Annotated in this window: 24 protein-coding genes and 2 pseudogenes; 14 read left to right on the forward strand and 12 right to left on the reverse strand. The window is 71.0% G+C overall.

What is annotated here, in order from left to right:
- The first annotated feature begins 60 nt into the window (after positions 1–60).
- Positions 61–813, forward strand: a complete 753-nt coding sequence (locus ACFPZI_RS03225) for an SCO4225 family membrane protein (protein WP_381357905.1) — start codon at positions 61–63, stop codon at positions 811–813.
- A gap of 197 nt (positions 814–1,010) precedes the next feature.
- Here ACFPZI_RS03225 and ACFPZI_RS03230 read toward each other — a convergent pair whose 3' ends face one another.
- Both ACFPZI_RS03230 and ACFPZI_RS03235 read right to left on the reverse strand, forming a co-directional pair.
- A complete protein-coding gene (locus ACFPZI_RS03230; RefSeq protein WP_381357908.1) occupies positions 1,011–1,346 on the reverse strand; it encodes a hypothetical protein in 336 nt (111 codons plus the stop codon).
- Between the two features lie 143 nt (positions 1,347–1,489).
- A complete protein-coding gene (locus ACFPZI_RS03235) occupies positions 1,490–2,632 on the reverse strand; it encodes an ROK family transcriptional regulator (RefSeq protein ID WP_381357910.1) in 1,143 nt (380 codons plus the stop codon).
- Between the two features lie 92 nt (positions 2,633–2,724).
- On the opposite strand from ACFPZI_RS03235, the gene ACFPZI_RS03240 reads away from it, so the two are divergent.
- Both ACFPZI_RS03240 and ACFPZI_RS03245 read left to right on the forward strand, forming a co-directional pair.
- A complete protein-coding gene (locus tag ACFPZI_RS03240) occupies positions 2,725–4,023 on the forward strand; it encodes a DUF1479 domain-containing protein (protein WP_381357913.1) in 1,299 nt (432 codons plus the stop codon).
- A gap of 512 nt (positions 4,024–4,535) precedes the next feature.
- Positions 4,536–5,960 carry a sugar porter family MFS transporter gene (locus tag ACFPZI_RS03245; protein WP_381357916.1) on the forward strand — a complete coding sequence of 475 codons (1,425 nt, stop codon included), beginning with the start codon at positions 4,536–4,538 and terminating at the stop codon, positions 5,958–5,960.
- A gap of 168 nt (positions 5,961–6,128) precedes the next feature.
- Here ACFPZI_RS03245 and ACFPZI_RS03250 read toward each other — a convergent pair whose 3' ends face one another.
- The 3 genes from ACFPZI_RS03250 to ACFPZI_RS03260 are packed head-to-tail and all read right to left on the reverse strand — an operon-like array spanning position 6,129 to position 8,558.
- Positions 6,129–6,716 (reverse strand): DUF4276 family protein, encoded by a 588-nt coding sequence (locus tag ACFPZI_RS03250; RefSeq protein WP_381357919.1) that lies wholly within the window; start codon positions 6,714–6,716, stop codon positions 6,129–6,131.
- A complete protein-coding gene (locus ACFPZI_RS03255) occupies positions 6,706–7,890 on the reverse strand; it encodes an AAA family ATPase (RefSeq protein ID WP_381357921.1) in 1,185 nt (394 codons plus the stop codon). Before ACFPZI_RS03255 ends, ACFPZI_RS03250 begins: the two co-directional genes overlap by 11 nt.
- A 44-nt stretch (positions 7,891–7,934) precedes the next feature.
- Positions 7,935–8,558, reverse strand: coding sequence for an ATP-binding protein (locus ACFPZI_RS03260; protein WP_381357924.1), 624 nt, complete (start codon positions 8,556–8,558; stop codon positions 7,935–7,937).
- Between the two features lie 189 nt (positions 8,559–8,747).
- Here ACFPZI_RS03260 and ACFPZI_RS03265 point away from each other — a divergent pair, with 189 nt between their 5' ends.
- Both ACFPZI_RS03265 and ACFPZI_RS03270 read left to right on the forward strand, forming a co-directional pair.
- A complete protein-coding gene (locus ACFPZI_RS03265; protein WP_381357927.1) occupies positions 8,748–9,632 on the forward strand; it encodes a helix-turn-helix domain-containing protein in 885 nt (294 codons plus the stop codon).
- The gene (locus ACFPZI_RS03270; protein WP_381357929.1) at positions 9,629–9,832 is read left to right on the forward strand and encodes a DUF397 domain-containing protein; all 204 of its coding nucleotides are present in this window, start codon (positions 9,629–9,631) and stop codon (positions 9,830–9,832) included. Before ACFPZI_RS03265 ends, ACFPZI_RS03270 begins: the two co-directional genes overlap by 4 nt.
- Before the next feature lie 2 nt (positions 9,833–9,834).
- Here the strand turns inward: ACFPZI_RS03270 and ACFPZI_RS03275 are convergent, their stop codons facing one another.
- Positions 9,835–10,479 (reverse strand): PhzF family phenazine biosynthesis protein, encoded by a 645-nt coding sequence (locus ACFPZI_RS03275; RefSeq protein WP_381357932.1) that lies wholly within the window; start codon positions 10,477–10,479, stop codon positions 9,835–9,837.
- A 164-nt stretch (positions 10,480–10,643) separates the two neighbouring features.
- On the opposite strand from ACFPZI_RS03275, the gene ACFPZI_RS03280 reads away from it, so the two are divergent.
- Together ACFPZI_RS03280 and ACFPZI_RS03285 are read left to right on the forward strand one after the other, a co-directional pair.
- Entirely contained in the window at positions 10,644–11,396 is a 753-nt protein-coding gene (locus ACFPZI_RS03280) for an SCO4225 family membrane protein (protein WP_381357935.1), read from the forward strand.
- A 150-nt stretch (positions 11,397–11,546) separates the two neighbouring features.
- A complete protein-coding gene (locus tag ACFPZI_RS03285; RefSeq protein ID WP_381357938.1) occupies positions 11,547–11,969 on the forward strand; it encodes a hypothetical protein in 423 nt (140 codons plus the stop codon).
- Positions 11,970–12,056: 87 nt separating this feature from the next.
- Here the strand turns inward: ACFPZI_RS03285 and ACFPZI_RS03290 are convergent, their stop codons facing one another.
- Complete coding sequence (locus ACFPZI_RS03290) at positions 12,057–12,518, reverse strand: DNA-binding protein (RefSeq protein ID WP_381357940.1); 462 nt, start codon at positions 12,516–12,518, stop codon at positions 12,057–12,059.
- 278 nt (positions 12,519–12,796) lie between these two features.
- Here ACFPZI_RS03290 and ACFPZI_RS03295 point away from each other — a divergent pair, with 278 nt between their 5' ends.
- Entirely contained in the window at positions 12,797–14,596 is a 1,800-nt protein-coding gene (locus tag ACFPZI_RS03295) for a hypothetical protein (RefSeq protein ID WP_381358173.1), read from the forward strand.
- A gap of 26 nt (positions 14,597–14,622) precedes the next feature.
- Here ACFPZI_RS03295 and ACFPZI_RS03300 read toward each other — a convergent pair whose 3' ends face one another.
- Positions 14,623–14,751 (reverse strand): hypothetical protein, encoded by a 129-nt coding sequence (locus ACFPZI_RS03300; protein WP_381357942.1) that lies wholly within the window; start codon positions 14,749–14,751, stop codon positions 14,623–14,625.
- A 255-nt stretch (positions 14,752–15,006) separates the two neighbouring features.
- On the opposite strand from ACFPZI_RS03300, the pseudogene ACFPZI_RS03305 reads away from it, so the two are divergent.
- From ACFPZI_RS03305 to ACFPZI_RS03320, 4 genes and pseudogenes are all read left to right on the forward strand, one after another.
- A pseudogene (locus ACFPZI_RS03305) lies at positions 15,007–16,050 on the forward strand (serine hydrolase domain-containing protein); the annotation flags it as partial.
- Entirely contained in the window at positions 16,011–16,760 is a 750-nt protein-coding gene (locus tag ACFPZI_RS03310; RefSeq protein ID WP_381358175.1) for an ABC transporter ATP-binding protein, read from the forward strand. The pseudogene ACFPZI_RS03305 and the gene ACFPZI_RS03310, both read left to right, overlap by 40 nt.
- Positions 16,761–16,811: 51 nt before the next feature.
- Positions 16,812–16,943: pseudogene (locus tag ACFPZI_RS03315) on the forward strand (iron transporter); the annotation flags it as partial.
- Positions 16,909–17,931 (forward strand): SCO2278 family lipoprotein, encoded by a 1,023-nt coding sequence (locus tag ACFPZI_RS03320; protein WP_381357944.1) that lies wholly within the window; start codon positions 16,909–16,911, stop codon positions 17,929–17,931. The pseudogene ACFPZI_RS03315 and the gene ACFPZI_RS03320, both read left to right, overlap by 35 nt.
- 90 nt (positions 17,932–18,021) lie before the next feature.
- Here ACFPZI_RS03320 and ACFPZI_RS03325 read toward each other — a convergent pair whose 3' ends face one another.
- Both ACFPZI_RS03325 and ACFPZI_RS03330 read right to left on the reverse strand, forming a co-directional pair.
- Positions 18,022–18,759 (reverse strand): bifunctional DNA primase/polymerase, encoded by a 738-nt coding sequence (locus ACFPZI_RS03325; RefSeq protein ID WP_381357947.1) that lies wholly within the window; start codon positions 18,757–18,759, stop codon positions 18,022–18,024.
- 203 nt (positions 18,760–18,962) lie between these two features.
- Positions 18,963–19,634, reverse strand: coding sequence for a TetR/AcrR family transcriptional regulator (locus tag ACFPZI_RS03330; protein WP_381357949.1), 672 nt, complete (start codon positions 19,632–19,634; stop codon positions 18,963–18,965).
- 101 nt (positions 19,635–19,735) lie between these two features.
- On the opposite strand from ACFPZI_RS03330, the gene ACFPZI_RS03335 reads away from it, so the two are divergent.
- Positions 19,736–19,954, forward strand: a complete 219-nt coding sequence (locus tag ACFPZI_RS03335; RefSeq protein ID WP_381357952.1) for a DUF6243 family protein — start codon at positions 19,736–19,738, stop codon at positions 19,952–19,954.
- 66 nt (positions 19,955–20,020) lie between these two features.
- Positions 20,021–20,548, forward strand: coding sequence for a glycosyltransferase (locus ACFPZI_RS03340; RefSeq protein WP_381357954.1), 528 nt, complete (start codon positions 20,021–20,023; stop codon positions 20,546–20,548).
- A 3-nt stretch (positions 20,549–20,551) separates the two neighbouring features.
- On the opposite strand, the gene ACFPZI_RS03345 is transcribed toward ACFPZI_RS03340, so the two are convergent.
- Entirely contained in the window at positions 20,552–21,208 is a 657-nt protein-coding gene (locus ACFPZI_RS03345) for a response regulator (RefSeq protein WP_461111634.1), read from the reverse strand.
- The gene (locus ACFPZI_RS03350) at positions 21,205–22,404 is read right to left on the reverse strand and encodes a sensor histidine kinase (protein ID WP_381357960.1); all 1,200 of its coding nucleotides are present in this window, start codon (positions 22,402–22,404) and stop codon (positions 21,205–21,207) included. The genes ACFPZI_RS03345 and ACFPZI_RS03350 overlap by 4 nt, the downstream gene beginning before the upstream one ends.
- Positions 22,405–22,531: the final 127 nt, after the last annotated feature.

Raw genomic sequence — 22,531 nt, forward strand, 5'->3', positions numbered from 1 at the left:
ACGGGAGTTCCGGTCCACTGTGGAGAACACCGAGCTTGGACCGACCTGAAGGAACCCGCGATGCCGAATGACTCCCGTCCGCGCAGCCTCCCGCACCGGCTCCTCGTGCTCGCCACGGGCAACTGGCTTGCCAGGAGCTATCTGGCTGTCTTCGCCCTCTCCGTCCTGGTCATGTTCCTCTTCCCGGAAAGCGGCTTCGCCCTGGGCTTTCTGCTGCTCACGGCGCCTCTCTCCTTCCTGGCCATGGTCCTGCCCTTCGGCCCGGGCACCGAGGGCGGTGGGGCGGTCGAGGTACTGGCCATCGGCTTCTGGGTCATATGGCTCCTTCTGTGCGCCTTCGTGAACGCCGCCGTACTCGGTGCCCTCCTCCAAAGATCCGCGACCTCCGCATCGACCGGCTTCCGTAAGCCCTTCCTCCGCGTCCCGGGCCTCCCGGAACGTGAGGGAACGGGCACGGCGCACCCCGCGTCCCCTCGTCTGCACAGGACGCGGGCCCTGCTGGCACCCGCGGTGGACAACTGGCTCGCGCGGGGTTATCTCGCCGTGGTCGCGGCGTCGCTGGGGTTCTTCCTCGTGGCCGCGTACCTGCTGCCGGACCCGGGGTTCGCCGGGATCTGGCCGATCATGACCACGGCGCCGCTCAGCATCGTCGCCCTCCTGATGGCCTCCCCCGCCGAGCAGGCCTCCTCCCTCGCCTGGCTGAGCCCGTTGGTCTTCTCCGCCGGTGCGGCCCTGGCCGGACTGTTCAACGCCGTACTGCTCGGCCGGCTCGCCCGCACACTGCGGGCGCGGGAAGCACGCCCGGCCGCCTGACCGAACTTCCTGGAGCGCGCACCGCAGAGCCCGAAGACGGGCCGTATGGAAGGGCCGGCGGGCCCCTCCAACCAGGCACTGTCCGCCCCTTACCGGGGCCGGAACCGGGGTCGCCCAATACAGCCCGAGCGACCACCACTCGCTGTGGGAATGTGCTCCATCCGGACCGTGTCTCGCCCGGCGCGGCGAGGTGTCTCTCACCCTTCCCGGGGTTCGACCGGGCCGACTGCCCGGGCGGCTGAATCCCTGCGTTCCGCGAGCAGGAACAGGACTGCGGCGGCGGCGATGAAGCCGAAACCCACGTTCATGAAGGCCATGACCGTCTCGATGGAGGCGTCGGCGATCCGGGGAAGGCCATTGACGAGCATGAGGGCGTAGATGCACAGAAGGCCGTAGGCGCGGAGCCTCATCCCGGCCTGTCGCTTCCGCATCCACGGCGGTGTCCACCCTGCCAGTATCGCCACCGGCAACGGCAGCGTGAGCGCCGTGGACACTGCCAACGCTATCCAGTGGTACAGCGGATTGCCGTTCACTCCGCCCCCTTCATAGGCGATCACCAGCTTACGGAGGGTTGGCGAGGCCCGTCCATGCCGAACACCGCGAGCTTCCGGCGAACCTGTCCGGTCGGAGCGCCAGCAGCGTCGCAGGTGGGCGTCGCACACCCGGACGCTTCGGGTCAGGCGGACGGTTCCGGGCGGGGTGTGGTGATGATGGCGGTGCGCAGTTCCTCCACGGCGCGGGCGCGGGCGCCGGCGAGTGTGGGTTCGGCGACCTGGGCCGCCGCGACCGGCACACTGCGGGGCAGTTCGGCGAAGTGCTCGCGGATCGCCTCGGCGATGCCCGGCTCGGCGCCCCAGAGGCCCCCGAGGACGATCAGTTGGGGGTCGGCCAGGGCGACCGCCGCCGCCAGCACCCCGCCCACCGCGCGGGCCAGCGCGCCGCGGGTCCGCCGCGCCGTCGCGGAGTCGCCGAGAGCGGCCCCCAGCAGGGCGTCGACGTCGATGGCGGTGGACGCGGTCCGGCGCAGGCCCAGTTCGGCGAAGACCTCGATGAAGGGCATCGCCCTGCCCCGGGGCCCCGCGGTGTAGAGGTGAGCGATCTCGCCGGCCAACCCATGGTGTCCGCGGCGGACTTCCGCATCGGTGACCACCGCGCATCCCAGTCCCTCGCCGAGATGGACGTAGACGAAGTCGTCGACGCCGAGGGCGCGTCCGGTGGCGTGCTCGGCGCGGGCGGCCCAGTTGATGTCGTTGTCGACCAGCACCGCCCCGTCCACCGGGCCGGCCAGCACCGCGGCCGGGTCCAGGTCCCCGACCAGGAACGGGGCGTCCGGCAGATGCACCAGGCGTCCGGTGGCGCGGTCGACCGGATCGGCCGCGCTGATCACGGCCGTACGCAGTGGGCCGTGCACCCGGGGCCGGACCAGCGCGACCGCTTCGGTCAGGGCCTGTGCGGTCGCGTGCGGGCCCGGGGCGCGGCCCAGGCCGACTTCAGCGCGGGCGGTGGTGGTGCCGAAGGCGTCGACCGTCTCCGCGACGACGCCGTCGGGGCTGATGCTCGCCACCAGCGCCGCTCCGGTGTCCGCGGCCAGCGAGTAGTAGGTGCCGACCCGGCCGCGGCCGGTGGTGCGCTCGCCCGTGTCGGCGAGCAGGCCGGCCTCGCTCAGCCGCCGCACGCTGTCGGAGACCGTCGGTTTGGAGATCCCGGTCCGGGCGGCGATCTCCGCGCGGGTCAGGCGCCCTTCCTCCATCAGCGCGCGCAGCACGTTCTCGTCGGTCAGCGTGCGCAGCATTTCGAGTGACGGCTTGGCCAGTGACATGCCGAGGATTTTAGTCAGGACTCTTGCCCAAATGTGGGCGTGCGGCTACGTTGACCATCTAGTAAGGAGTCCTGACCAAAGGAGCCCGAGCAATGACGCTCGCAACTGGTACCCAGCAGGCCGGTCTCCCCGCCCTGCCGCACTGGGAGACCGTCCCCGACGACCTCGCCACTGCCATCCGCGAGATCAAGCCAGCGCTGCGCGCCCGTATCGAGTCCTCCGGACGCACCGTCGAGGAGGTCTTCGCCGTCGTCGAGGAGCGCGTCCGCGCCCGGCTGGCCGAGATCCAGGCGGACAGGGAGCGCGGCGAGAGCGTGTGGCCGGTCATCGACTACGCGGACATCGCGAACGGCACCGTCACCCCGGAGCAGCTCGACAAGCTCCGCCGCCGCGGCTGCCTCGTGGTCCGCGGCCACTTCGAGCGCGACCAGGCCCTCGCCTGGGACGCCTCGATCGTGGACTACGTGGAGCGCAACGAGTTCTTCGAGAACTACCGGGGCCCCGGCGACGACTTCTTCGGCAGCGTCGGCTCCAAGCCGGAGATCTACCCCATCTACTGGTCGCAGGCCCAGATGGAGGCCCGCCAGAGCGACCGGATGGCCAACGTCCAGTCCTTCCTCAACTCCCTGTGGAAGCACGAGTCCGAGGGCGTGCAGTGGTTCGACCCGAACCGCGACGCGCTGTACCCCGACCGCATCCGCCGCCGTCCCCCGGGCGCAGATTCCAACGGGCTCGGCACCCACCTGGACCCCGGCACCCTCGACCTGTGGCTGACGCAGGCCTACCAGCAGGCGTTCCGCCACCTGTTCGACGGCAGCATCGAGGAGTACGACCCCTGGGACGCCGCCCACCGCACGGCCGGCCCCCAGTACCCCGGCTCCACCATGTGCTCGGCGTTCCGCACCTTCCAGGGCTGGACCGCCCTGTCGGACATGGACCACGACCAGGGCGTCCTGCACACCGTCCCAATCCCCGAGGCCATGGCGTACCTCATGCTGCGGCCGCTGCTCGCGGACGTCGCGGACGACGACATGTGCGGCGTGACCACCAACCAGGTCTTCCCCGCCAACGAGAAGTGGCACCCGCTCCTCATGGAAGCCCTCACCGGCATCCCCGACGTCAAGGCGGGCGACTCCGTCTGGTGGCACTGCGACATGATCCACAGCGTCGCGCCGATCACCGACCAGAAGGGCTGGGGCAACGTCATGTACATCCCCGCCGCTCCCTGGTGCCCCCGCAACGAGGAGTACTCGGCGAAGGTCCGCGAGGCGTTCCTGACCGGCTCCAGCCCCAGTGACTTCCCCGAGGAGCACTACGAGCGCACCTGGACCGGCCGCTTCGGCGCCGACCAGCTGAACGAGACGGGCCGACGCGGCCTGGACCTCGACTGACGGACCCGCCCCCCGTACACCGGGTCGGCGCCGAAACCTCTCGGCCGACATCCCCCGGCATGACGCCGCATCACCCGGCGTGACACGGACGGGGAGGGCGCCCGGCACCCCGCAGCGCAGTCCTTACCCGGACGGCGCCGGGGCCGGGCGCCCTCCCCGGGGCGGCCGTCGCGGCCCGCGCGCCACCTCCGCGCCGGTCCGTTCACGGCAGCGCGGAAGAACTTCACGCAGCCGCCGGACAGCCCCGCTCCCCCGGATGGCGCGGGCACGACCAAACACCCGCGATCGACCACCCGACCGGCTTGCCCACGGGCCGAAACGGCCTCCCGCCGAGCCGGCTCGCCCCGGCTCGAGCGGTGCCCTGCACAGCCTGTCCGGAAGCCGGGCACCAGGTTCCCCCCTTCCTCACCGGGCGCCGCTCTCCGCAGTGTGCGTGCACCTGCCGCGGCGCCCGCTGTCCTTGCTCCTTGCCCGAGGCAGACGGCAACGACACACATCACAGGAGTTCGCAGGTGACCAGCACAGCACAACAGCCTGCCGCCGGAGGCCTCTCGGCCCGGCCGGACCGGCTGCGTCACGTCGTCTTCATCGCGGCGTCCGCCGCCATGGGCGGCTTCCTCTTCGGCTACGACAGCGCCGTGATCAACGGCGCCGTCGAGGGCATCAGGGGACGGTTCGACGTCGGCGCCGGCACGCTCGGCGCCGTCATCGCCATCGCCCTGCTCGGCGCGGCCGGCGGCGCCATGCTCGCGGGACGGCTCGCCGACCGCGTCGGCCGCCTCCGGGTGATGCAGCTGGCCGCCCTGCTCTTCCTGGCCAGCAGTGTCGGCTCGATGCTGCCGTTCACGGCGTGGGACCTGTCCTTCTGGCGCATCGTGGGCGGCGCGGCCATCGGCATGGCGTCCGTGATCGGCCCGACGTACATCGCCGAGGTCGCGCCCACCCAGTACCGCGGCCGGCTCGTCTCCTTCCAGCAGGCCGCCGTCGTCCTGGGCATCGCGGTCTCCCAGCTGGTCAACTGGATGGTGCTCACCCTCGCGGACGGGGACCAACGCGGCAGCCTGCTGGGGCTGGAGGCATGGCAGGTCATGCTCGGCATCGCGGCCGTTCCCGCCGTGGTCTACGGCCTGCTGGCGCTGCGCATCCCGGAGTCGCCGCGCTACCTGATCTCGGCCGGCAGAACCGACGAGGCCAAGGACGTGCTGCGCCGGCTCGAAGGCGAGCATGTCGACCTCGATGCCCGGGTGGCCGAGATCGAACGGTCCGTGCGCAGCGACGACGCACCGCGATTCAGGGACCTTCGCGGCCGCTTCGGCCTGCTGCCGATCGTCTGGGTCGGCATCGGACTGTCGGTCTTCCAGCAGTTCGTCGGCATCAACGTGATCTTCTACTACAGCTCCTCGCTGTGGCAGTCGGTGGGCATCGACCCGTCGAGCTCGTTCTTCTACTCGTTCACCACGTCGGTCATCAACATCGTCGGCACGGTGATCGCGATGGTGCTCATCGACCGGGTCGGCCGCAAGCCGCTGGCCGTGACCGGTTCCGCCGGCATGGCGGTCTCCCTCTCGGCCGTCGCCTGGGCCTTCTCCCACAAGACCGGAACCGGCGACAACATCTCGCTGCCCGACACCCAGGCCGCCGTCGCGCTGATCGCCGCCCACACCTTCGTCCTCTTCTTCGCCATGTCGCTGGGCGTGGCGGTCTGGGTGCTGCTCGGCGAGATGTTCCCCAGCCGTATCCGAGCGGCCGCGCTCGGCGTCGCCGCCTGCGCGCAGTGGATCGCCAACTGGCTGGTCACCGCGACGTTCCCGGCCATGTCGGAGTGGAACCTGTCCGGGTCGTACGTGATCTACGCGATCTTCGCCACCCTGGCGGTCCCGTTCATCATCAAGTGGGTGCCGGAGACCAAGGGCAGGACGCTGGAGGAGATGGGCTGAGCGTCCCGTGCAGGGATGAGTGCAACCACTCGTCCCTGCACGGAAGTTCCGGAGAACGCCAGAAGCACACCCGGCCGCTTGCAGGCCTTCGCCGCCCCGAACCTGGATGTCTTCCGCGCCCTCTGGCCTGGGCAAGGAGTCCCCCCGCCGACATGACTCCTGCCGGAATCACAGGAAGCGCAATCGCTCCATGGCCCTGCGAAGCTCAGCGGTCCAGGCCCGGTACGCGGGAACCTTGCGCAGGGCCTCGAGCGCGACCGCCTGCCCCAGCCGCCCGAAGTCCCGTTCCGCGTCACGCCGCCCACCCAAGGCCGTTCTCAGCACGGCCTTCGGGTCGGCGGCCTTCTCCACGTCGTGCGGCACCTCCCACGCGGTGTCACGTACGGGCGCCGCTTCCTTCAGCGCTGCGGGGTCCGCCAGCATCCACGCCTCGGTCTCCCGTACGGGCACCAGGGCTACGATCCGATGAGCGTCGTCGGGGAAGCGGTCACGGATGGCGTCCACCTTGCCCCGCTCATTGTGGTCGTGGTGGATCATCACGATGTCGTAGTAGCAGAGCAGATCGGTCACTTCGCACACCACCAGGTCCCGGTGCGCCACGGTGAAGCACTCTCCGACGTCCACTCCCGAGTAATCGAAGCCGACCGGCGTTTCAAGGGCGAGTTCGGCGATCTGCCGGTCGATGAGGGGCACAAGGAACCACTGGTCACTGGCCCCCTCGGTGAGGAGAGTAAGACTGAGATACCTACGCCCCACGCGCGTACCGCCCTGTGGGATCGAGGTACTTCCGTACCTCGAGGGGGGTGACGAACGTCCCGCGCTCGCCGCTGTCGGCCACCTTCCGCGCCCGGGTCAGCCGGCGAGGCGGGAGTCCGTCACCGAACCGGGTCACCGTGTCCAGGAACACCACCGAGTCCGGGGCGTCCTCCAGAGCGGCGGCGAGCGCGACCGGTGAGTGCGTGGTGATCACGATCTGCCTTCCGTCACCGGAGGTGAGCGTCGAGGGATCGCTGGTCCTGGCCTTCAGCCGGGACAGCAATTGCGGAACCCGGGTGGGATGGAGACCGTTCTCGGGCTCCTCGATCAAAAGGAGCCCTTCGTGGGCGGGATCGTGAGCGGCGGCGAGCAGAGCCAGGATGCGCAGGGTGCCCGCCGACGCCGCGCCAGGAGGCACGCGGTGCTCGTGCCGGTGCTGAAGCCAGACGTCCCACTGACCCCACTCCGCGTTGGCCGCCACCGCGATGTCCACGAGATCGGGGAGCAACGCCACGGCGTCGGCACGGAAGTCGTACCAGGCCTCGGGGTCCCGAGCGATCCGCCCGAGAACGGCGCCTAGGTTCTTTCCGTCCTCCGCTAGAGGCGCGGTGTCGTAGGTGGAGGACACGACACGCATCGCCTTGGGTGAGGGTTCGAGGATCCGCCAGTTCCCGGAGGTCTCGGCCAGCTCCGTGCGGTATGCGGCCTCCTGCACGGGAACCTCCGTGCAGTGCAGCTGACCGGTTTCGCCAGAGCTCAGGTTCGGCGAGGGCGGGTTCCAATCCACGTCCCCCGCGTAGTGGTCGTGGACGTTCAGGACTTCGGTGTCGACGCGCAGGGGGTCCGGCGGGTCCGCGTACGTCACCCGCACTTCGACTCTGAGGTGGCAGTACCCGGCGTAACCGTGCACGAGCACATGGGCCGCGATCCGCATGGCTCCGACCGGCACACCGTCCGGACCACGCCGGAACAGTTCTTTCGGTCCTCCCCGGCGGGCGTGGTCGACGATCGTCTGACTCGTCGGTTCCCGGATCAACTGGCCCAGCAAGTCCACGGCCTCCAGCAGATTGGACTTGCCCGAGGCGTTGGCTCCCACCAGGACGGTGAACGGCGGCAGGTCGAGGGCGAAGTCGTCGAACGACTTGTACCCGTCGATCTCGATCCGCGTGATCACGCTGTCACCTCCTCTCGGCACGGCCGCATGCACATGGCGCCACATTATCCGGAGCACTCACCCGTCCGTACGGCCAACGGTTCGGCCGCGTGCACCCGCAGTGACGGGCCGTCGTCCAGCTCCAGCACCACGGCGGGACCGCCGGCCGCGTACTGGTCGCTCCGCACCGCGAGTACGGTCCGCCACTCGCCCCGCACCCGCACTGTCTGCCCGGTCCGGATCATCACCGCCGCCACCTCGCGCACCGCGGGCTCGGCCACGATGTCCGGGGCCTTCAGCTCCGCGAACACCGTCTTCCCGATCCCTGCGGCGCGCTCCTCACAGCCCCAGCGATGTGCGAGGACCGCCACGAGCAGCAGCCCCCGCCCGCCGGTCTCGTCCTCACCGGGTTCCCGGACCTCGGGCCGGCCACCCCCGGCGTCACTCACCTCCAGCCGCAGCAACCCTTCGGCAGCGGAGCGCACGATCCGCACCCCGATCTGCCGATCGCTCGGCACCGGCACGCGCAGCGCGTTGGTCACCAGCTCGGAGAGCACCAATTCAGCGTCGTCCAGCACCTCTTGGGCGACACCCCACCCGCCGAGCACCGCATGCAGCAGCGCCCGCGCCCGGGGCACGCTGCTGCGACTGCGGGAGAGGCGGAAGGTGATGTCGTTCGATGAGGTCATGGGGGCTCCTCAGGACTCGGCGTCAGCGGCGAAATCCGCGGGGCGCAAGTTCCGCTGGGACTGCGCACTCCAACAGCCTGAAGGCGCACCATGCGGGGTAGCAACGTTTCCAGTAGAGATGCACTCAATGTTCCGTCTTTCGAGTTAAGTCCCGCACATCCCAGCCATCCCGCTGCTAGAGCTGTTGCCATGTCTGCAAACACCACTGCCTCCAGCCCGTCGACCGTCCTCGGCCGCCAACTGGGCGATGAACTACGTCGACTGCGGGAGGCCGCCGCACTCACCACCACGCAAGCGGCCGAGGCGCTCGACTGCACCAAGGGGAAGATCAGCCGTATCGAGAACGGTCGGGTGACTGTTCGCATCCCCGACCTGACCGCGATGCTGCTCGCGTACGGAGCTACGGACGCCGAACTGCGCGACAGACTCAGCCTGCTCGCCCGCAAGGCCAATCGCCGCCGCAGGCAGGGATGGTGGAACCAGTACGGACCGGTGCTGGCCGACACCTACCGCGACTACATCGCGCTGGAAGCCATGGCCGGAACCATCCGCACCTTCCAGGCGCAACTGGTGCCGGGCCTGTTGCAGACTCCTGAATACATCCGCGCGGTGACTGTCGCCTCCCATCAGTGGCAAACGGCGGACGAGATCGAACAGTTCGTCCAGGTGCGCCTCGCCCGTCAGGAACGCCTCGTCAGTGACTCACCACTCCAACTCTGGGCGGTGCTGTCCGAAGCCGTACTCCTTCAGCAGGTGGGAGGGCCAAAGGTGATGTCCGCACAGTTGGAACAGCTCTTGATCGCATCCGCGCGGCCCAACGTAACCATCCAGGTCCTGCCGTTCTCCCGCGGAGCCCATGCGAGTATGTTCGGGCCATACGTAGTACTGGGCTTCCCCGAGGAAGCTGCGCTGGACGTGGTACTGGCGGACAATCCCACCGGCTCGATGTGGCTGGAGCGAGAGGCCGAAGTCGGCCGCTACCAGGAATTGTTCGACGCAGCCCGTACTTCTGCGCTCTCCCCCGTGGAATCCCGCACGGTCATCCGACGCAGAGCCAAGGAGCACAGGGCATGAACACCGCACGCCATGGCACGCCGGATCTGTCAGGCGCGAAGTGGCGTAGCAGCAGCTACAGCGGCGGCAACAACGAATGCCTCGAACTCGCCCACGGTGTCCCCGCCCTCGCCCCCGTCCGCGACAGCAAGGACCCGGCCGGTCCGGTGATCGCGTTCGGGCGTGATGCCTGGCGTGTCTTTCTCACGCACCTGAGCTGACGTCAGCGCTCCAGGACCACCCGCCCCCCGATCTCGGTCCATCCGTACGGCTGAGGTGCCGCGAGGATCTGGGAGCCTGCGCCCTGGGTGATGTTCAGGGCGCGGCCCAGCCGGTCGGTGAGGAGCAGGGCGGCGGCGCCGGTCGCCTCGTCCTCGTCGATGCCGTCGTCGCGGCCGGGGAAGGCGCGGGCGCGGATCCGGCCGGCGGGCTCGTCCTCCCAGGCCCAGGCGTAGATCCACTCCCCCTTCGCCGGGATGGCCAGGTCGTCGACCTCGGCGCCGGTGGCGTACTGGCGCAGGGTGCGCGGCGGCACCCACTCCGCGCGCGCCTCGATCCAGCAGAACTCCCCGTCCTGCCGGGCGCCCACTGTCCCGGCGGGCGTGACCAGTTCGGGGACGTCGAGCAGCCAGGCCGTGCCGACGCAGGGGTGGCCGGCGAAGGGCAGGCGCAGGGTGGGGGTATAGATGTCGATCACCCCACGCTCGGGGTCGTCGACGAACACGGTCTCGCTGAAGCCGAGCTTCTCCGCGAACAGCTGCCGCTCGCTCCGCTCGGGCATGACGGAACCCTCACGGACGACGCCGAGTTCGTTGCCGTACCCACCCCGGGGGCCGCAGAAGACGCGCACCACGTCGTAATCGCTCACGGGGGCATTCAAGCAGCCCACACGCCACTTCGGACCCAAGAGACCGCTCCGTGAGAGTGTGCCGGTACTCCCCAGCAAGGATGAGTACACCTACTCATCCCCGCACCGGCTTCCCGGTCCATCGTTGAGACCGACACTCTTGGACCGCTCCTAAGGAATCCGCGATGCCGAACGACTCCCGTCCGCGCAGCCTCCCGCACCGGCTCCTCGCGCTCGCCACGGGCAACTGGCTCGCCAGGAGCTATCTGGCTGTCTTCGCCCTCTCCCTCCTGGCCATGTTCCTCTTCCCGGAGAGCGGCTTCGCCCCGGATCCCCTGCTGCTCACCGCACCTCTCTCCTACCTGGCCACGTTCCTGCCCCTCGATCCGGGCGTCGAAGTCGACGGGGCGGCCGAGGTGTCGGCCCTCGGCTTCTGGGTGGTGTGGCTCCTTCTGTGCGCCTTCGTGAACGCCGCCGTGCTCGGCGCCCTCCTCACAAGATCCGCGAACGCCGCCTCGCCCGGCTCCCGTGCGCCCCTCCCCCCTGTCCCGGGCTCCTCGGAACGAGGAGCGACGGGCACGGCGCGTCCCGCGAGCCCTCGTTCGCGCAGGATCCGGGCTCTGCTGGCGCCCGCGGTGGACAACTGGCTCGCGCGGGGGTATCTCGCCGTGGTCGCGGCGTCGCTGGGGTTCTTCCTCGTGGCCGCGTACCTGCTGCCGGACCCGGGGTTCGCCGGGATCTGGCCGCTCATGACCACGGCGCCGCTCAGCATCGTCGCCCTCCTGGTGGCCTCCCCCGCCGAGTGGGCCTTCTCCCTCGCCTGGCTGAGCCCGTTGGTCTTCTGCGCCGGTGCGGCCCTGTCCGGACTGTTCAACGCCGTACTGCTCGGCCGGCTCGCCCGCACGCTGCGGGCGCGGGAAGCACGCCCGGCCGCCTGAAGGCCTTCGCGTACTGCCGTCGCGGGCTCCGGGCAGGTCGGCCTGGAGCCCCCGACGGCAGGAGGGGTGGTGCGGTAGGCCTTCGCGGTGGATGCGCTAACGTCCGGCGTCATGAAGAGAATTGGGGCGGGAACCCTTGCAACTGCCATCGTGACCGTTGCAGGACTACTGCTGGTGGGGTTGCCCGCGGTGTACTTCCTGACCGCCTACGGCTGTGGTGGGGAAGAGGACCGCCTCGCCGAGGCGATGGCCGGCGAGGCGGTACTGGGCACAGCACCGGAAGGGGCCGACCGGGCGAGCCGCTACCAGGGGTGCGACGACGACGATCTCTTCGTGACCGTGGGGACGCAGTACCAGTACGCCGGTTCACCGAAGACGGCCCTGCGGCACTACCGGGAGGCAGCTCAGGCCGACAGTTGGTGGCCTCGCACCACGGCCGACGGCGAGAAGCTGCCAGAGTGCTTCACCAAGCCGGTGGACGGAACGACCGCATACCTCAGTGTGGAGATCCTGGAGAAAGGCGTTCTTCACGTGGACATCATCGCGGACCACGCGGAATCGGAATGGTGCTGAGTTCACGATGACCGTCTGATCGGACTCCTTGGAGCGCGTGCCGCAGCCCCGGGGACGAGCCACGGGGAGGGTGGACGGCGGGCCCTTCTACTTCGGGCCTTCCTCGGTGGTCGCCGTGCGGTCGGCCAGGCGTTCGTAGCGTTGCCTGGCCGCTTGCGGAGTGCCGAGGCCGAGACCGAAGGCGATGTCCTGCCAGGTCATGCCGCGCCCACGGGCCATCTGGAGGAGGCCGGTCTCCAGTTCGTCCATCTCTCCGCGCACCAGCGGGACGAGACTCAACGCGGCGGTGATGTCGGCCCGGTCCACTTCCGGTTCGCCGTCCTCGTGCTGCGCGGCCCCGCTGAGCAGGAACGACACCAGCCGGACGGCCTCGTGCGGGCCCAGGACCGCGGGGTGGACCTGCCGACGGCGCTGTTCGTCGGTGGCCGCGTGCCGCTCGGCGATACGGAACAGGGACGCGTGGACGCGCTGCGCCCGCGCCTGTTCCGGCCGCGGGGGCGTGAAGGGGTCGGAGCCGGGGGCGGGGTGCTGTTCGGGAGTCGGCGGCATGGGGCAAGGCTGCGGCACCAACAGTTGCGTGTCAACCAATTATTTTGAACAACTCGTTCAATCCGGCTGTGCAACCAAGATCTCCCCGCCCCATGTGCATGGCGACGACGCAAACCCGAGACGGTCACATGAGCCGCCGGACAGGTCCTGATCGTCCGGGCATCGCGCGTAGTCATAATGCGCAAGTGACCAGACATCCTGTGCCGTTGCCCGCCGAACACATACCGCCCGGCACCGCCGACTGGCGGACTCCCGACGCCCAGCGCTGGCTCGCTGCCGTGCCCGCCCGGTGGGCACACCCTCTGTGGGCGCTGCTGGCGTTGGTCGCCTCGCTGGTGTGGGACATGGAGGCGGCTCCCGTCGCCCCCTGCACGTCCGCCGACCCGTGCGGCACCGACTGGCTGGGCCTCGGGACAGCCGTCGTGCTGGTGCTGACCCTGTACTGGGTGTGGCGGCATCCGCGGTTCGCGCTCGCGGGGCTCGCGGCCACGCTGGCGGGGTTCGCCGCGGACGGCGGCGTCACGGCGGCGCTCGGCGAACCGTCCGCGCTCGTGTTCCTCCTGGCCGCCGCGTTCACCGCCGCCGGGCTCGTCCACCGGCTGGCCGTCGCCGGGCGGCAGCGGGCGCTGGCCCTGGAGGCGGCCGGGCCGGTCGCCCAGCCGCTGCCCGCCGCCGCGCGGACGTTCCGCCGGGGCCGGTTCTCCTTCGTCCTGGCCGCGCTGCTGCTGGCCGTCGCCGGGTTCGGCTACTGGCAGGTCCAGCAGGTCGTCGACGCGTACGAGGAGCGGGCCGCGGGCGCCACAGTCCTGTCCGGACGGGTCACGGCCCTGAAAGAGGACGACGACGGCATCGGCATCCTCAAGGTGGAGGCCGACGGGCGTACCTATCGCTTCGAGACGGCCTTCCCCGAGGACTTCCCCGTGGACAGCCGGGTCGACATCGTCGTGGACGGCGACTGGGCGGCGCTGGTCGCGGAGCCGTACGACGTCTTCGGCTGGGAGCTGCTGGTGCTGGGCGGCTCCGTCGCGGGGCTGGCGTTCCTCGCGAACGGCGTGGACGGGCGGACGCGTTCGCAGCGACTGCGACGCGGGCCGCTGCCGGTGCTGCACGTGCTGGTGCGCGAGGGTCACGACGACGGCCGCACCTGGGTGTTCGCGGCCGATGACCTGGAGGGCCTTCGGCCGATCCTGCACTTTCACTCGCTGTACGCCTTCGAGGACGGGGACGGGGACGAGGACGAAGACGAAGACAGCCTCGACGCAGGCGACAGCCCCGCAACCGTCGTCGAACTCGGCAAGGTCACGGAGATCCTCCGGGGCGAGGACCCTCCCCAGCCACTGCGGGAGGCCGTCCTGTACGGCGTTCCCTACGTCGGCGCCGAAGTCGCCTTCGTCGCGCGCGAGGACGCGGACGACGCCGAGGTGGCGGTGGAGTGCAGCGTCACCGCGGTGAAGCCGGCCGTCCCGCGGTTGGTGAAGCGCGGGCCGCAGCGCCGTAAGCGGAAGAGCCAGCGGCGGTCCGTCGAGGAGATCGCCGCCGGCATGACGCCCACGGCGGGCCCGCGGGTGTGGACGGCGCACGGCTTCTCGCGCGCGGTGGGCCTCGGCCTGCTGCTGATACAGGGCGGCGGCATCTGGGGCACGCTCGACGAGGGGCTGTCGTGGACCTGGCTGTGGCTGGTCGTGGGTCTGCCGTGGCTGGTGACGGCCGTGGCGACGGCGCTTACCTGGCGGATCACCGCCGACCGTGACGGGCTGTGGGTGACCGGGGCGTGGCGCGTGCGGCGGGTCCCGTGGAACATGATCACATCCGTGCGGCACTCCGATGACGGCATCCGCGTCGACCGGGTCAAGGACTCCCCCGTCGAGCTCTCCCCCACCGGCTGGGCGTGGCTGGAGCGCCGCCTGGCCCGCGAGCCGCATGCGGGGCGCGCCGTCGAGGAGGTGCAGGCGCTGCTGCTCCGCCCGGAGCTGCGGCCGCTGGAGGAGGCGCCGACGGGGCGGCAGGGCATGCCGGTCGGGCCGCCACTGGTGGCCCTGTCGGTGCTGTGGGGCATGGCGGTGCTGCTTCTGCTTTGACCGGACCGCAGGTCGGTGACCTGGCCTCAGGCCTCGCTCAAGTCCGTGACCTGCGGCGGGCGGGCCGCGTCCCCCAGGGTGGAGAGCAGTTCCCCACCAGAGGAGCGGCCATGACGTGCAGCAAACTGCCAGGTGGCGGTCGTACGCAGGGCCATACCTGACCTGAGTCTCCTCGCGACGGAGGCCGCCGCCGGGCGCTGGGTGGGAGCGTCCGGCGAATCATGCCGACATCGGCACCGGATGAGTTCGCCCCGGCATGATCCGCCGGACGCAACCTAAGGGTCACCCCGAGAACTGGCCTCGGAATATGGGGGGTTGGACTCCTCTGTGCGCAGGATCTGGAGGGCGTGCGTGATCACCAGGATGGGGACCGTCCGAAGTTCCACCCCCTGGAAAGACGGAGTCCGCCCATGACTGCCCGTACTCGTGCCCGCACCGCTGTCGCCTCCGCCGTGCTGGCCGCTCTGGTTCTCGGCCCGCTCGCCGGAGCGGCCGGCGCCGTCGGTGCGGCGCCCGGCGCCGTGTCGGTGGCCGGGGACGCCCCGGCCATCGACGGTCCCGACACCGCCGCCCTGGAGGAGGCCCTCGCCGGAATCCCCGACGGGGACGTCTCGGCCGCCCTCGTCCGGGTCGGGGGCAAGGGCAGGTGGACGGGGACCGCCGGGGTGCGGGACCTGCGGACCGGGGCGCCGGCTCTGGAGAACGCGCGGTTCCGGGCCGGGTCGACGACCAAGGTGGTCACCGCGGCGCTGGTGCTCCAACTCGTCGCGGAGGGACGGGTCGAGCTCGACGCGCCCCTCACCCGGTATCTGCCCGGCCTGCTGCCGGACTCCTTCACCGAGCCGCCGACCGTACGGCACCTGCTCACGTACACCAGCGGCCTGCAGCCCGGCGCGGACCTCGGCTCGACCACCGAGGAGATGTATCCCCACCGGTTCCGGACCCTCAGCCCGGAGCGGGTGGTGGCCACGGCGGTCGCGAAGGGGCCGGCGTCCGCCCCCGGGGAGCGGCAGAAGTACCAGAACATCGACTACACCGTGCTCGCTCTGCTGATCGAGAAGGTGACGGGCGACCAGTACGAACACCAGGCGGACGTAAGGATCTTCCGTCCGCTGGGCATGCGGCACACCGGCTTCCCCGCCGGGGCGGACCCTCGTGTCCACGGCCCTCATCACCGGGCCTACACGGACATCGGCGGCCGGACCACCGAGGTCACGGAGTGGAACATGTCCGACCGCTGGGCCGTTGGCAACATGATCTCCACCACCGCCGACCTGGAGCGGTTCCTGGTGGCCCTGTTCCGGGGCAAGGTGGTGCCGCAGCCGCTGCTGGACCAGATGTTCGTCGTCCCCGACGTCGAGGGCGCGTCATACGGCATGGCGTTGCAGCGCTTCGTCCACAACGGGACGGAGATCTGGGGCAAGACGGGGTCCCGGCCCGGCTACCACACGGTGCTGGCCGCGACCCGGGACCTGTCCCGGACGGTGGTGTACTCGGTGAACGCCAAGAGCGCCCGGGAGGACGGCTTCCCGCTCATCGCCCGGTTCGCCCTGCCCGCCTTCAACCGTTAGGGAATTCCGGGAGGGGCACGGCCACGGCCCCACGCGCGAAGGGTGCCCCCGGTCGAGGGGCACCCTTCCCGGTCATGCGGTTACGTCCCCGCGCTCCGGCTCACTCCGTCGTGGAGCTGCGCCTGCGGAGGGCGAAGACCACGGCCGCGCCCGCGGCGACCGCTGCCGCCGCCGCGCCGCCGATGGCCGCGACCGGAGTGACCGGCTTCGCCGCGCGCCCGTTCTCCGCGCTCAGCGGCGGCGAGCGGGCCCGGGTCGCCCTCGCCCGGGTGCTCGCCCAGCGCGCTCCCCTGCTGCTGCTCGACGAACCGACCGCCGCCCTCGACCTCCGGCACCAGGAGCTGGTGCTGCGGCTGTGCAGTACGCGGGCGCTCGCCGGGGACGCGGTGGTCGTCGTCCTGCACGATCTGGGACTCACGGCGGCCTACGCGACCCGGGTGGCGGTCCTGCGCGCCGGCGAGGTCGCGGCCGACGGGCCGCCGGACGAGGTCTTCTCCGAGCGGCTGCTGTCCGAGGTGTACGACCAGCCCGTCGAGGTGCTTCCGCATCCCCGGACGGGCGCGGTACTGGTCCTCCCGAACCGGGACGGCTGATCGTCACGTCCCACGGTTCTCTCCGGCCCCTCACCTGGGCGGGTTTCGTGCCGGGTCACGGTGTGGCCGCTGTATCCGGTCCCGGCGTTGCCGCGGCATCTCGCCCCGGTAGGGTTCGCCTCCGGGAAGGGGAAGGTGAAGGATCCGGATGAGCAGGTATCTCGGCCTTCGAAGGCTCCACGGGTTCCACGGGTTCGACCGGAGCGTGCTGATCGTGGCAACCTCGGTGACCGCTCTGTCGTTGACGGCGAGCGGCTGCGTGGTGGTGCACGGTGAGCGGGAGGTGCTTCCGGCCACCACCCGCGCCGAAGCGGCCACGGCGCTCCAGGAGTTCACGGCCGCCTACAACAAGGCCGACAAGGCGTACGACAGTTCCCTGGACGCCGAGTACACCACCGGCGCGCTCGCCGACATCGACTCGGCGCGGCTGACGGCGGGGAAGGCCAACAGCCCGGACGGCAATGCCCGGCACGCGCCGCTGAAGCTGACGGACGCGAAGTTCACCATCCCCAAGAAGGCCGGCTGGCCCCGCTGGTTCCTCGCGGACGCGGCCGGCAACAAGGGCGGCGACTCCCGCTGGCTGCTGGTGTTCACACGGAACTCTCTGGACGAGACCTGGGAGGCGGCGTATCTGACGCTGGTCGCCCCGGACGCCCTGCCGAAGTTCGCGGTGGACAAGGACGGCTGGGCCGAGGCGGTGCCCGCGAACGCGGCCGATCCGGCCGTACCACCCGGCGAGTTGAGTGCGACCTACGCGACGTATCTGAAGAAGGGCGAGGACGGTGGCGAAGCCGCCTTCGCCGAGGGGCCGCACACCAGCGCGTGGCGGGCGCTGCGGACGAAGAAGTCGGCCCGGCCTGGTCTGGCCACGCAGTACATCGACGAGCCGATGACGAACGGCGACTACGCGCCGCTGGCGCTGCGTACCGAGGACGGCGAGGCGCTGGTCTTCTTCACCACGCGCCATTTCGAGAAGCAGACCGCCGCTGCGGGGGCGTCCGTGCCGACACCGAACAAGGACGTGCTGGCGCTGACCACCGGCGAGATCCGGCAGACCCTGACGATGGAGTTCGTATCCAACCAGGTGGCTCTGGACCCGGGCGACGGTGGCGACGGCAAGGTGGAGATCCTGGGGCGGATCCAGGGGCTGACGTCGGCGAAGGGCGAATAACGCGGCCACTGCCGTACGGCCGGGACGACCGGACCGGACCGCGGTGAAGTGGACCGGGGTGGAGTGGACCGGGGGCCGGGCCGACAGGCCCTAGCGGCGCGAGGGCCAGGCCGCGGCGGCCGCCTGTTCGGGGTGCTCGCCGGCGTGGCGGGCGCAGGCGTCGGTGAGGTATTCCAGCAGGCTCAGCGGGTCGGGCAGCGGATGCTCCGGGCCGCGGACCCAGTGCACCGACCGGTGGTCGTCGCCGGGCAGTCGCGCGGGCGGTACCAGGACGTACGAACCGCGGCAGTGCCAGCGCAGGCCGGGATGCTCGTCCATCGTCTCGGGGTGGCAGTCCAGCTCGCACGGCCACCACTCGTCCTCGTCCTCGGGGGTGCCCCGGGTGAGGGTGAAGACCAGCATGCGGCCGTCGTCGCTCTCCGCGACGGGGCCGACCTCGACCCCGGCCTCCGACAGGCGCTCCAACGCCTCGCGACCGGCTTCGAGGGGCACGTCGAGTACGTCGTGCACCATGCCGGTCGCGGTGATGAAGTTGGCCTGCGGCTGGTGGCGGGCCCAGCGCTCGATCTGGGCGCGGTCGGTGGTGGACTGCGTCTGCCAGGCGAACGACACGGGGTGCCGGGCGGGAGTGGGACAGCCGACGCGGTCGCAGGAACAGCCGTATCCGGCCGGGTGGGCGGCGGGCGCGAGCGGGAGTCCCGCACCGGCGGCGGCGAGCAGCAGAGCCTCACGGTCGCCTTCGTCGACGGCCGGCTCCGGGCGGCGTCCGCGCAGCCACCGGGAGAGTTTGCCCTGCCTGCCGGTCCTACCGCCGAACTCCGCGCTCATCTAGCTCCTCGCCTCGCCCTCGTGCTCCCCAGCATGCCCTATCGTCCCACCATCCTGCGCCTCGGGGGGCCGGAGCCCATAATCGGTGCAGCCGGGACAAGCGGGGCCCCGACGTGACGAGGGGTGCCCCGACGTGACGAGGGGTGCCCCACGGGGCGAAAGGTATGCCCGCGAGCGCGGTCGCCCTTCGGTGTCGGACCTGGTCAGCGCGGGGCGAGGCCGTTGAGGGCGTAGTCGACGAGGGTGTCGGTGTACGTGTAGGTGATCGGCCCCGTGTACTGGAGCCAGCGCTGGGCGAGTGGCGAGACGAACAGTTCCAGGGCGATGCGCGGGTCGATGTCGGGACGCACCTGACCGGCTTCCTGCGCGGAGCGCAGCCGGTCGACGTAGAGCTGAAGTTGGGGTTCCAGCAGCTTGGCGACGAACCTCCGGCCCAGTTCCTCGTTGACGACACCTTCGGCGGCCAGCGCGCGGGACGGCGCCTCGAACGCGGGGTCGTGCAGCTCGTCGACCGTGGCGCGCAGGACGAACTTGAGGTCGGCGGCGAGGTCCCCGGTGTCGGGAATCCCCTGGCTCTCGTGGCCCGCTCGCCCCTCCTGCCCCTCACGGTCCTCGCGTTCCTCGCGTTCCTGCGCGGCGGTGCGGGCGGCCTGCTCGCTCAGGTCGAGGAAGGCCTCCAGCAGGACCTCCGCCTTCGACCCCCACCACCGGTAGATCGTCTGCTTGCCGACGCCGGCGCGGGCGGCGATGCCCTCGATCGTGGTCTTCGGGTAGCCGATCTCCACGACCAGGGCGATGGCCGCGTCGTAGATGGCACGGCGGGAGCGCTCGCTGCGGCGGGTGGAATCGGGGGGTGCGGGGTTGTTCGAGGCCATGGGTCGAATTTATCAGGTTGACAAGACGGCACGTCTCGCCCGAGGGTGGCGAGACGATGCGTCTCGCTACGGGTTCAGTGGTCGGAAGTAAGGAGATCACCATGTCCCGAGGCGGATCCGGAAACATGCTGGGCGTCGGCGGCACCCGACAGCACCTCGGCCGCAAGGCCCTGCGCGGCGGCGGACGCGACGGCCGCATCGGCGGCGGGCTCGACGCCCGGGCCCAGAAGCGCGAACTGCTGCGCAAGCTCCAGGAGCGACGGGAGCAGGAAGGAAGTGAGGGAGGCGGAGCGGGAGGGCCCGTGAAGCGGGTCTACTGACTTCGGCGCTTTGAGAAGGTCGTCCCGGACTGGCTGCTCACGCCGCCCGAGCGCACCCGGATCTGCATGAGCCTCGGCGCCTCCAACACCGAGCGCTACGGCGGTGACTACGTCTCCAAGGGCCAGATCCTCGAGGCGCTGGCCGAGCTCGACGCCGAGGTGGTCGCCGCGCTGTTGCCGGCGCAGGTCGAGGAGCTGGGGCCGATGGCGGACAACGTGCGGGTCGTGGAGTCGGTGCCGTTGCACGCCCTCCTGCCGAACTGCTCCCTGCTGATCCACCACGGCGGCTTCGGCTCGTACGCGAACGCGCTGGTGTACGGGGTTCCGCAGCTCACCGTCACCACGCCGGTGGCCGACCAACTGCACCGCGGGGCCGGTCTGGAGGAGCAGGGCGCGGGGCTGCTCCTGCCCCACGACCGGGCCACGCCGGACGCGGTGTACGAGCGGGTGTCGCGGATCCTCGCCCACTCCGCCTTCCAGGACAACGCCACCAGGCTGCGCGACGAGGCGAACTCCCGCCCCGCCCCGGCCGAGAAGGTCGCCGTACTGGAGCAACTGGTGCAGGACCGGCGTACCACGCCGTGGCGCGCCTGACCCCTACGTGCCGACGATGCCCGCGTCGTGGGCGAGGAGGCCGGCCTGGGTGCGGTTGACGCAGCCCAGTTTGTCCAGCATGCGCGAGACGTAGCCCTTGATCGTGGCCTCGGAGAGGAACAGCCGGGCCGCGATCTGCGCGTTCGACAGGCCCTCGCCCAGGCCTGCCAGGACCTGGACCTCCCGCTCGGTCAGCGAGGCGACCAGGTCGCGTGCGCGGTCGCGGGCCAAGAGGCTGTCCGTCGACGCGGCGATGAGCCGGCGGGCGGCGGACGGCGAGAGGACGGTGTGCCCCTGGGCGGCCGTCCGTACGAGCCCGATCAGTTCCTCCGGCGGGGTCGACTTGACCAGGAACCCGGTCGCGCCGGCCCGCAGGGCACGCAGCACGTACTCGTCGGCGTCGAAGGTCGTCAGCACCACGATGTTCGGCGGCTCCGCGAGCTCGTTGATGCGTTCGATCGCGGTCAGCCCGCCCATGCCCGGCATGCGCAGGTCCATCAGGACGACGTCCGGGCGGCTGCGCCGGACGGCCTCGATGCCGGCCGCGGCGTCGTGGGCCTCGTCGACGACCTCCAGGTCCTGGGCCGAGTCGAGAATGGTGCGCAGGAACACGCACACCATGGGCTCGTCGTCCACCACCACTACTCGGGCCACGCTCACACCGCCGATTCCGCGGTGGGGACGTACGCGGGCAGCGTCGCCTCGACGCTGAAGCCGCCGTCGGGACAGGGTCCGGCACGCAGGGTGCCGTGCACGAGTTCGATGCGCTGGCGCAGATGCGCGATGCCCAGGCCGGAGCCGGTGTCCGCGAGGGAGCTGCCGGCTCCGCCGGTCGGGGGCGTGTTGTGGACGGTGAGCCGCACCTGGGCCTTGTCGTACTCCACCCGCACGGTCACCTGGGCGCCGGGGGCGTGCTTGCGGACGTTGGTCAGCGCCTCGCGCAGGACGCGGTAGGCGGTGCGTCCGACCACCGGTGAGGCGAGGGCCGGGTCGCCGTCCTCGATCAGCTCGGTCGGTGTGCCCACCGCCGCCGACTCGGCGACCAGGTCGGCGAAGCCCCCCACCGAGGGCGTGTGGTCGCCCTCGGGCGTGGTGCGCAGGATGCCGACCAGGTCCCGCAGTTCCTCCAGCGCCTGGCAGCCCGCGGCGCGCAGTTCCTCCGCCGCCTGCCGGGTCCCCTCGTCCTGTGCCGTCACCCGCAGGGCTCCGGCCTGCAGCACCATCAGGCTCACCCGGTGCGTGACGACGTCGTGCATCTCCCCGGCGAGCCGGGCGCGTTCCTCGGCGCGGGCCTGCTCGGCGAGCAGGTGGCGTTCCCGCTCGGCTCGCTCGGCGCGTTCGACGAGGGCGAGGACCATCCGCCGGCGGGCGTCGAAGTACAGCGCCAGCAGCGGCCCGACCGCGGTGCGCAGCAGCCCGATCGTCATGACGGCGACCGACGGCTCCCAGGGCCGCATGATGACGAGGGTGAAGGCCGCGAGCACGAGGAACGCCGTGCGGCGGCGGTGCTGCTGGTAGAAGAACGGGCCGTAGGCGGCCATCACAGTCGCGTAGGGGGCCCACACGTTGGTGTCGTGGGCGGGCGTGAGCGCGCCGGCCGGTGAGATCAGCAGCGTCACCGCGACCGTGAACGCGCCGAGCACGCCGACGACGGTGAGCGGGGCGACGCGGCGGACGGCCAGCGAGGCGCAGGCGAGTGCCTGCACGCCCAGCATGACCCAGGCGAGGGTGTCCGGGCGGTCCGGCCACCAGCTGGCGCCGATCAGCGTGGTGCCGGTGTCGAGCAGCACGAAGGCGACCGCGATCGCCACGTCCACGGCCACCCGGTGCCGGCGGTGCCACGGTCCGTCGGTCATGAGGCTTACCGTAGGCCATCCGCGCCGCCGCCCCGCCCGCGCCGGGACCACCCCGTACCTCCGTCTCGGGGGGACCCTACGAAAGTCGCATGCCGCCCGCGACGACCAGCCGTTCGTCGGTCCCGGA

The organism is Streptomyces chlorus (genome assembly GCF_042655885.1).
GTDB classification, from domain to species: Bacteria; Actinomycetota; Actinomycetes; order Streptomycetales; family Streptomycetaceae; genus Streptomyces; species Streptomyces chlorus.

Excerpts from the sequence above, each read along its gene's own strand:
- ACFPZI_RS03225 (WP_381357905.1), top strand. The coding sequence starts at position 61 with ATGCCGAATGACTCCCGTCCGCGCAGCCTCCCGCACCGGCTCCTCGTG.
- ACFPZI_RS03235 (WP_381357910.1), bottom strand. The coding sequence starts at position 2,632 with ATGTCACTGGCCAAGCCGTCACTCGAAATGCTGCGCACGCTGACCGAC.
- ACFPZI_RS03240 (WP_381357913.1), top strand. The coding sequence starts at position 2,725 with ATGACGCTCGCAACTGGTACCCAGCAGGCCGGTCTCCCCGCCCTGCCG.
- ACFPZI_RS03260 (WP_381357924.1), bottom strand. The coding sequence starts at position 8,558 with ATGACCTCATCGAACGACATCACCTTCCGCCTCTCCCGCAGTCGCAGC.
- ACFPZI_RS03265 (WP_381357927.1), top strand. The coding sequence starts at position 8,748 with ATGTCTGCAAACACCACTGCCTCCAGCCCGTCGACCGTCCTCGGCCGC.
- ACFPZI_RS03270 (WP_381357929.1), top strand. The coding sequence starts at position 9,629 with ATGAACACCGCACGCCATGGCACGCCGGATCTGTCAGGCGCGAAGTGG.
- ACFPZI_RS03280 (WP_381357935.1), top strand. The coding sequence starts at position 10,644 with ATGCCGAACGACTCCCGTCCGCGCAGCCTCCCGCACCGGCTCCTCGCG.
- ACFPZI_RS03290 (WP_381357940.1), bottom strand. The coding sequence starts at position 12,518 with ATGCCGCCGACTCCCGAACAGCACCCCGCCCCCGGCTCCGACCCCTTC.
- ACFPZI_RS03300 (WP_381357942.1), bottom strand. The coding sequence starts at position 14,751 with ATGGCCCTGCGTACGACCGCCACCTGGCAGTTTGCTGCACGTCATGGC.
- ACFPZI_RS03320 (WP_381357944.1), top strand. The coding sequence starts at position 16,909 with ATGAGCAGGTATCTCGGCCTTCGAAGGCTCCACGGGTTCCACGGGTTC.
- ACFPZI_RS03325 (WP_381357947.1), bottom strand. The coding sequence starts at position 18,759 with ATGAGCGCGGAGTTCGGCGGTAGGACCGGCAGGCAGGGCAAACTCTCC.
- ACFPZI_RS03330 (WP_381357949.1), bottom strand. The coding sequence starts at position 19,634 with ATGGCCTCGAACAACCCCGCACCCCCCGATTCCACCCGCCGCAGCGAG.
- ACFPZI_RS03335 (WP_381357952.1), top strand. The coding sequence starts at position 19,736 with ATGTCCCGAGGCGGATCCGGAAACATGCTGGGCGTCGGCGGCACCCGA.
- ACFPZI_RS03340 (WP_381357954.1), top strand. The coding sequence starts at position 20,021 with ATGAGCCTCGGCGCCTCCAACACCGAGCGCTACGGCGGTGACTACGTC.
- ACFPZI_RS03350 (WP_381357960.1), bottom strand. The coding sequence starts at position 22,404 with ATGACCGACGGACCGTGGCACCGCCGGCACCGGGTGGCCGTGGACGTG.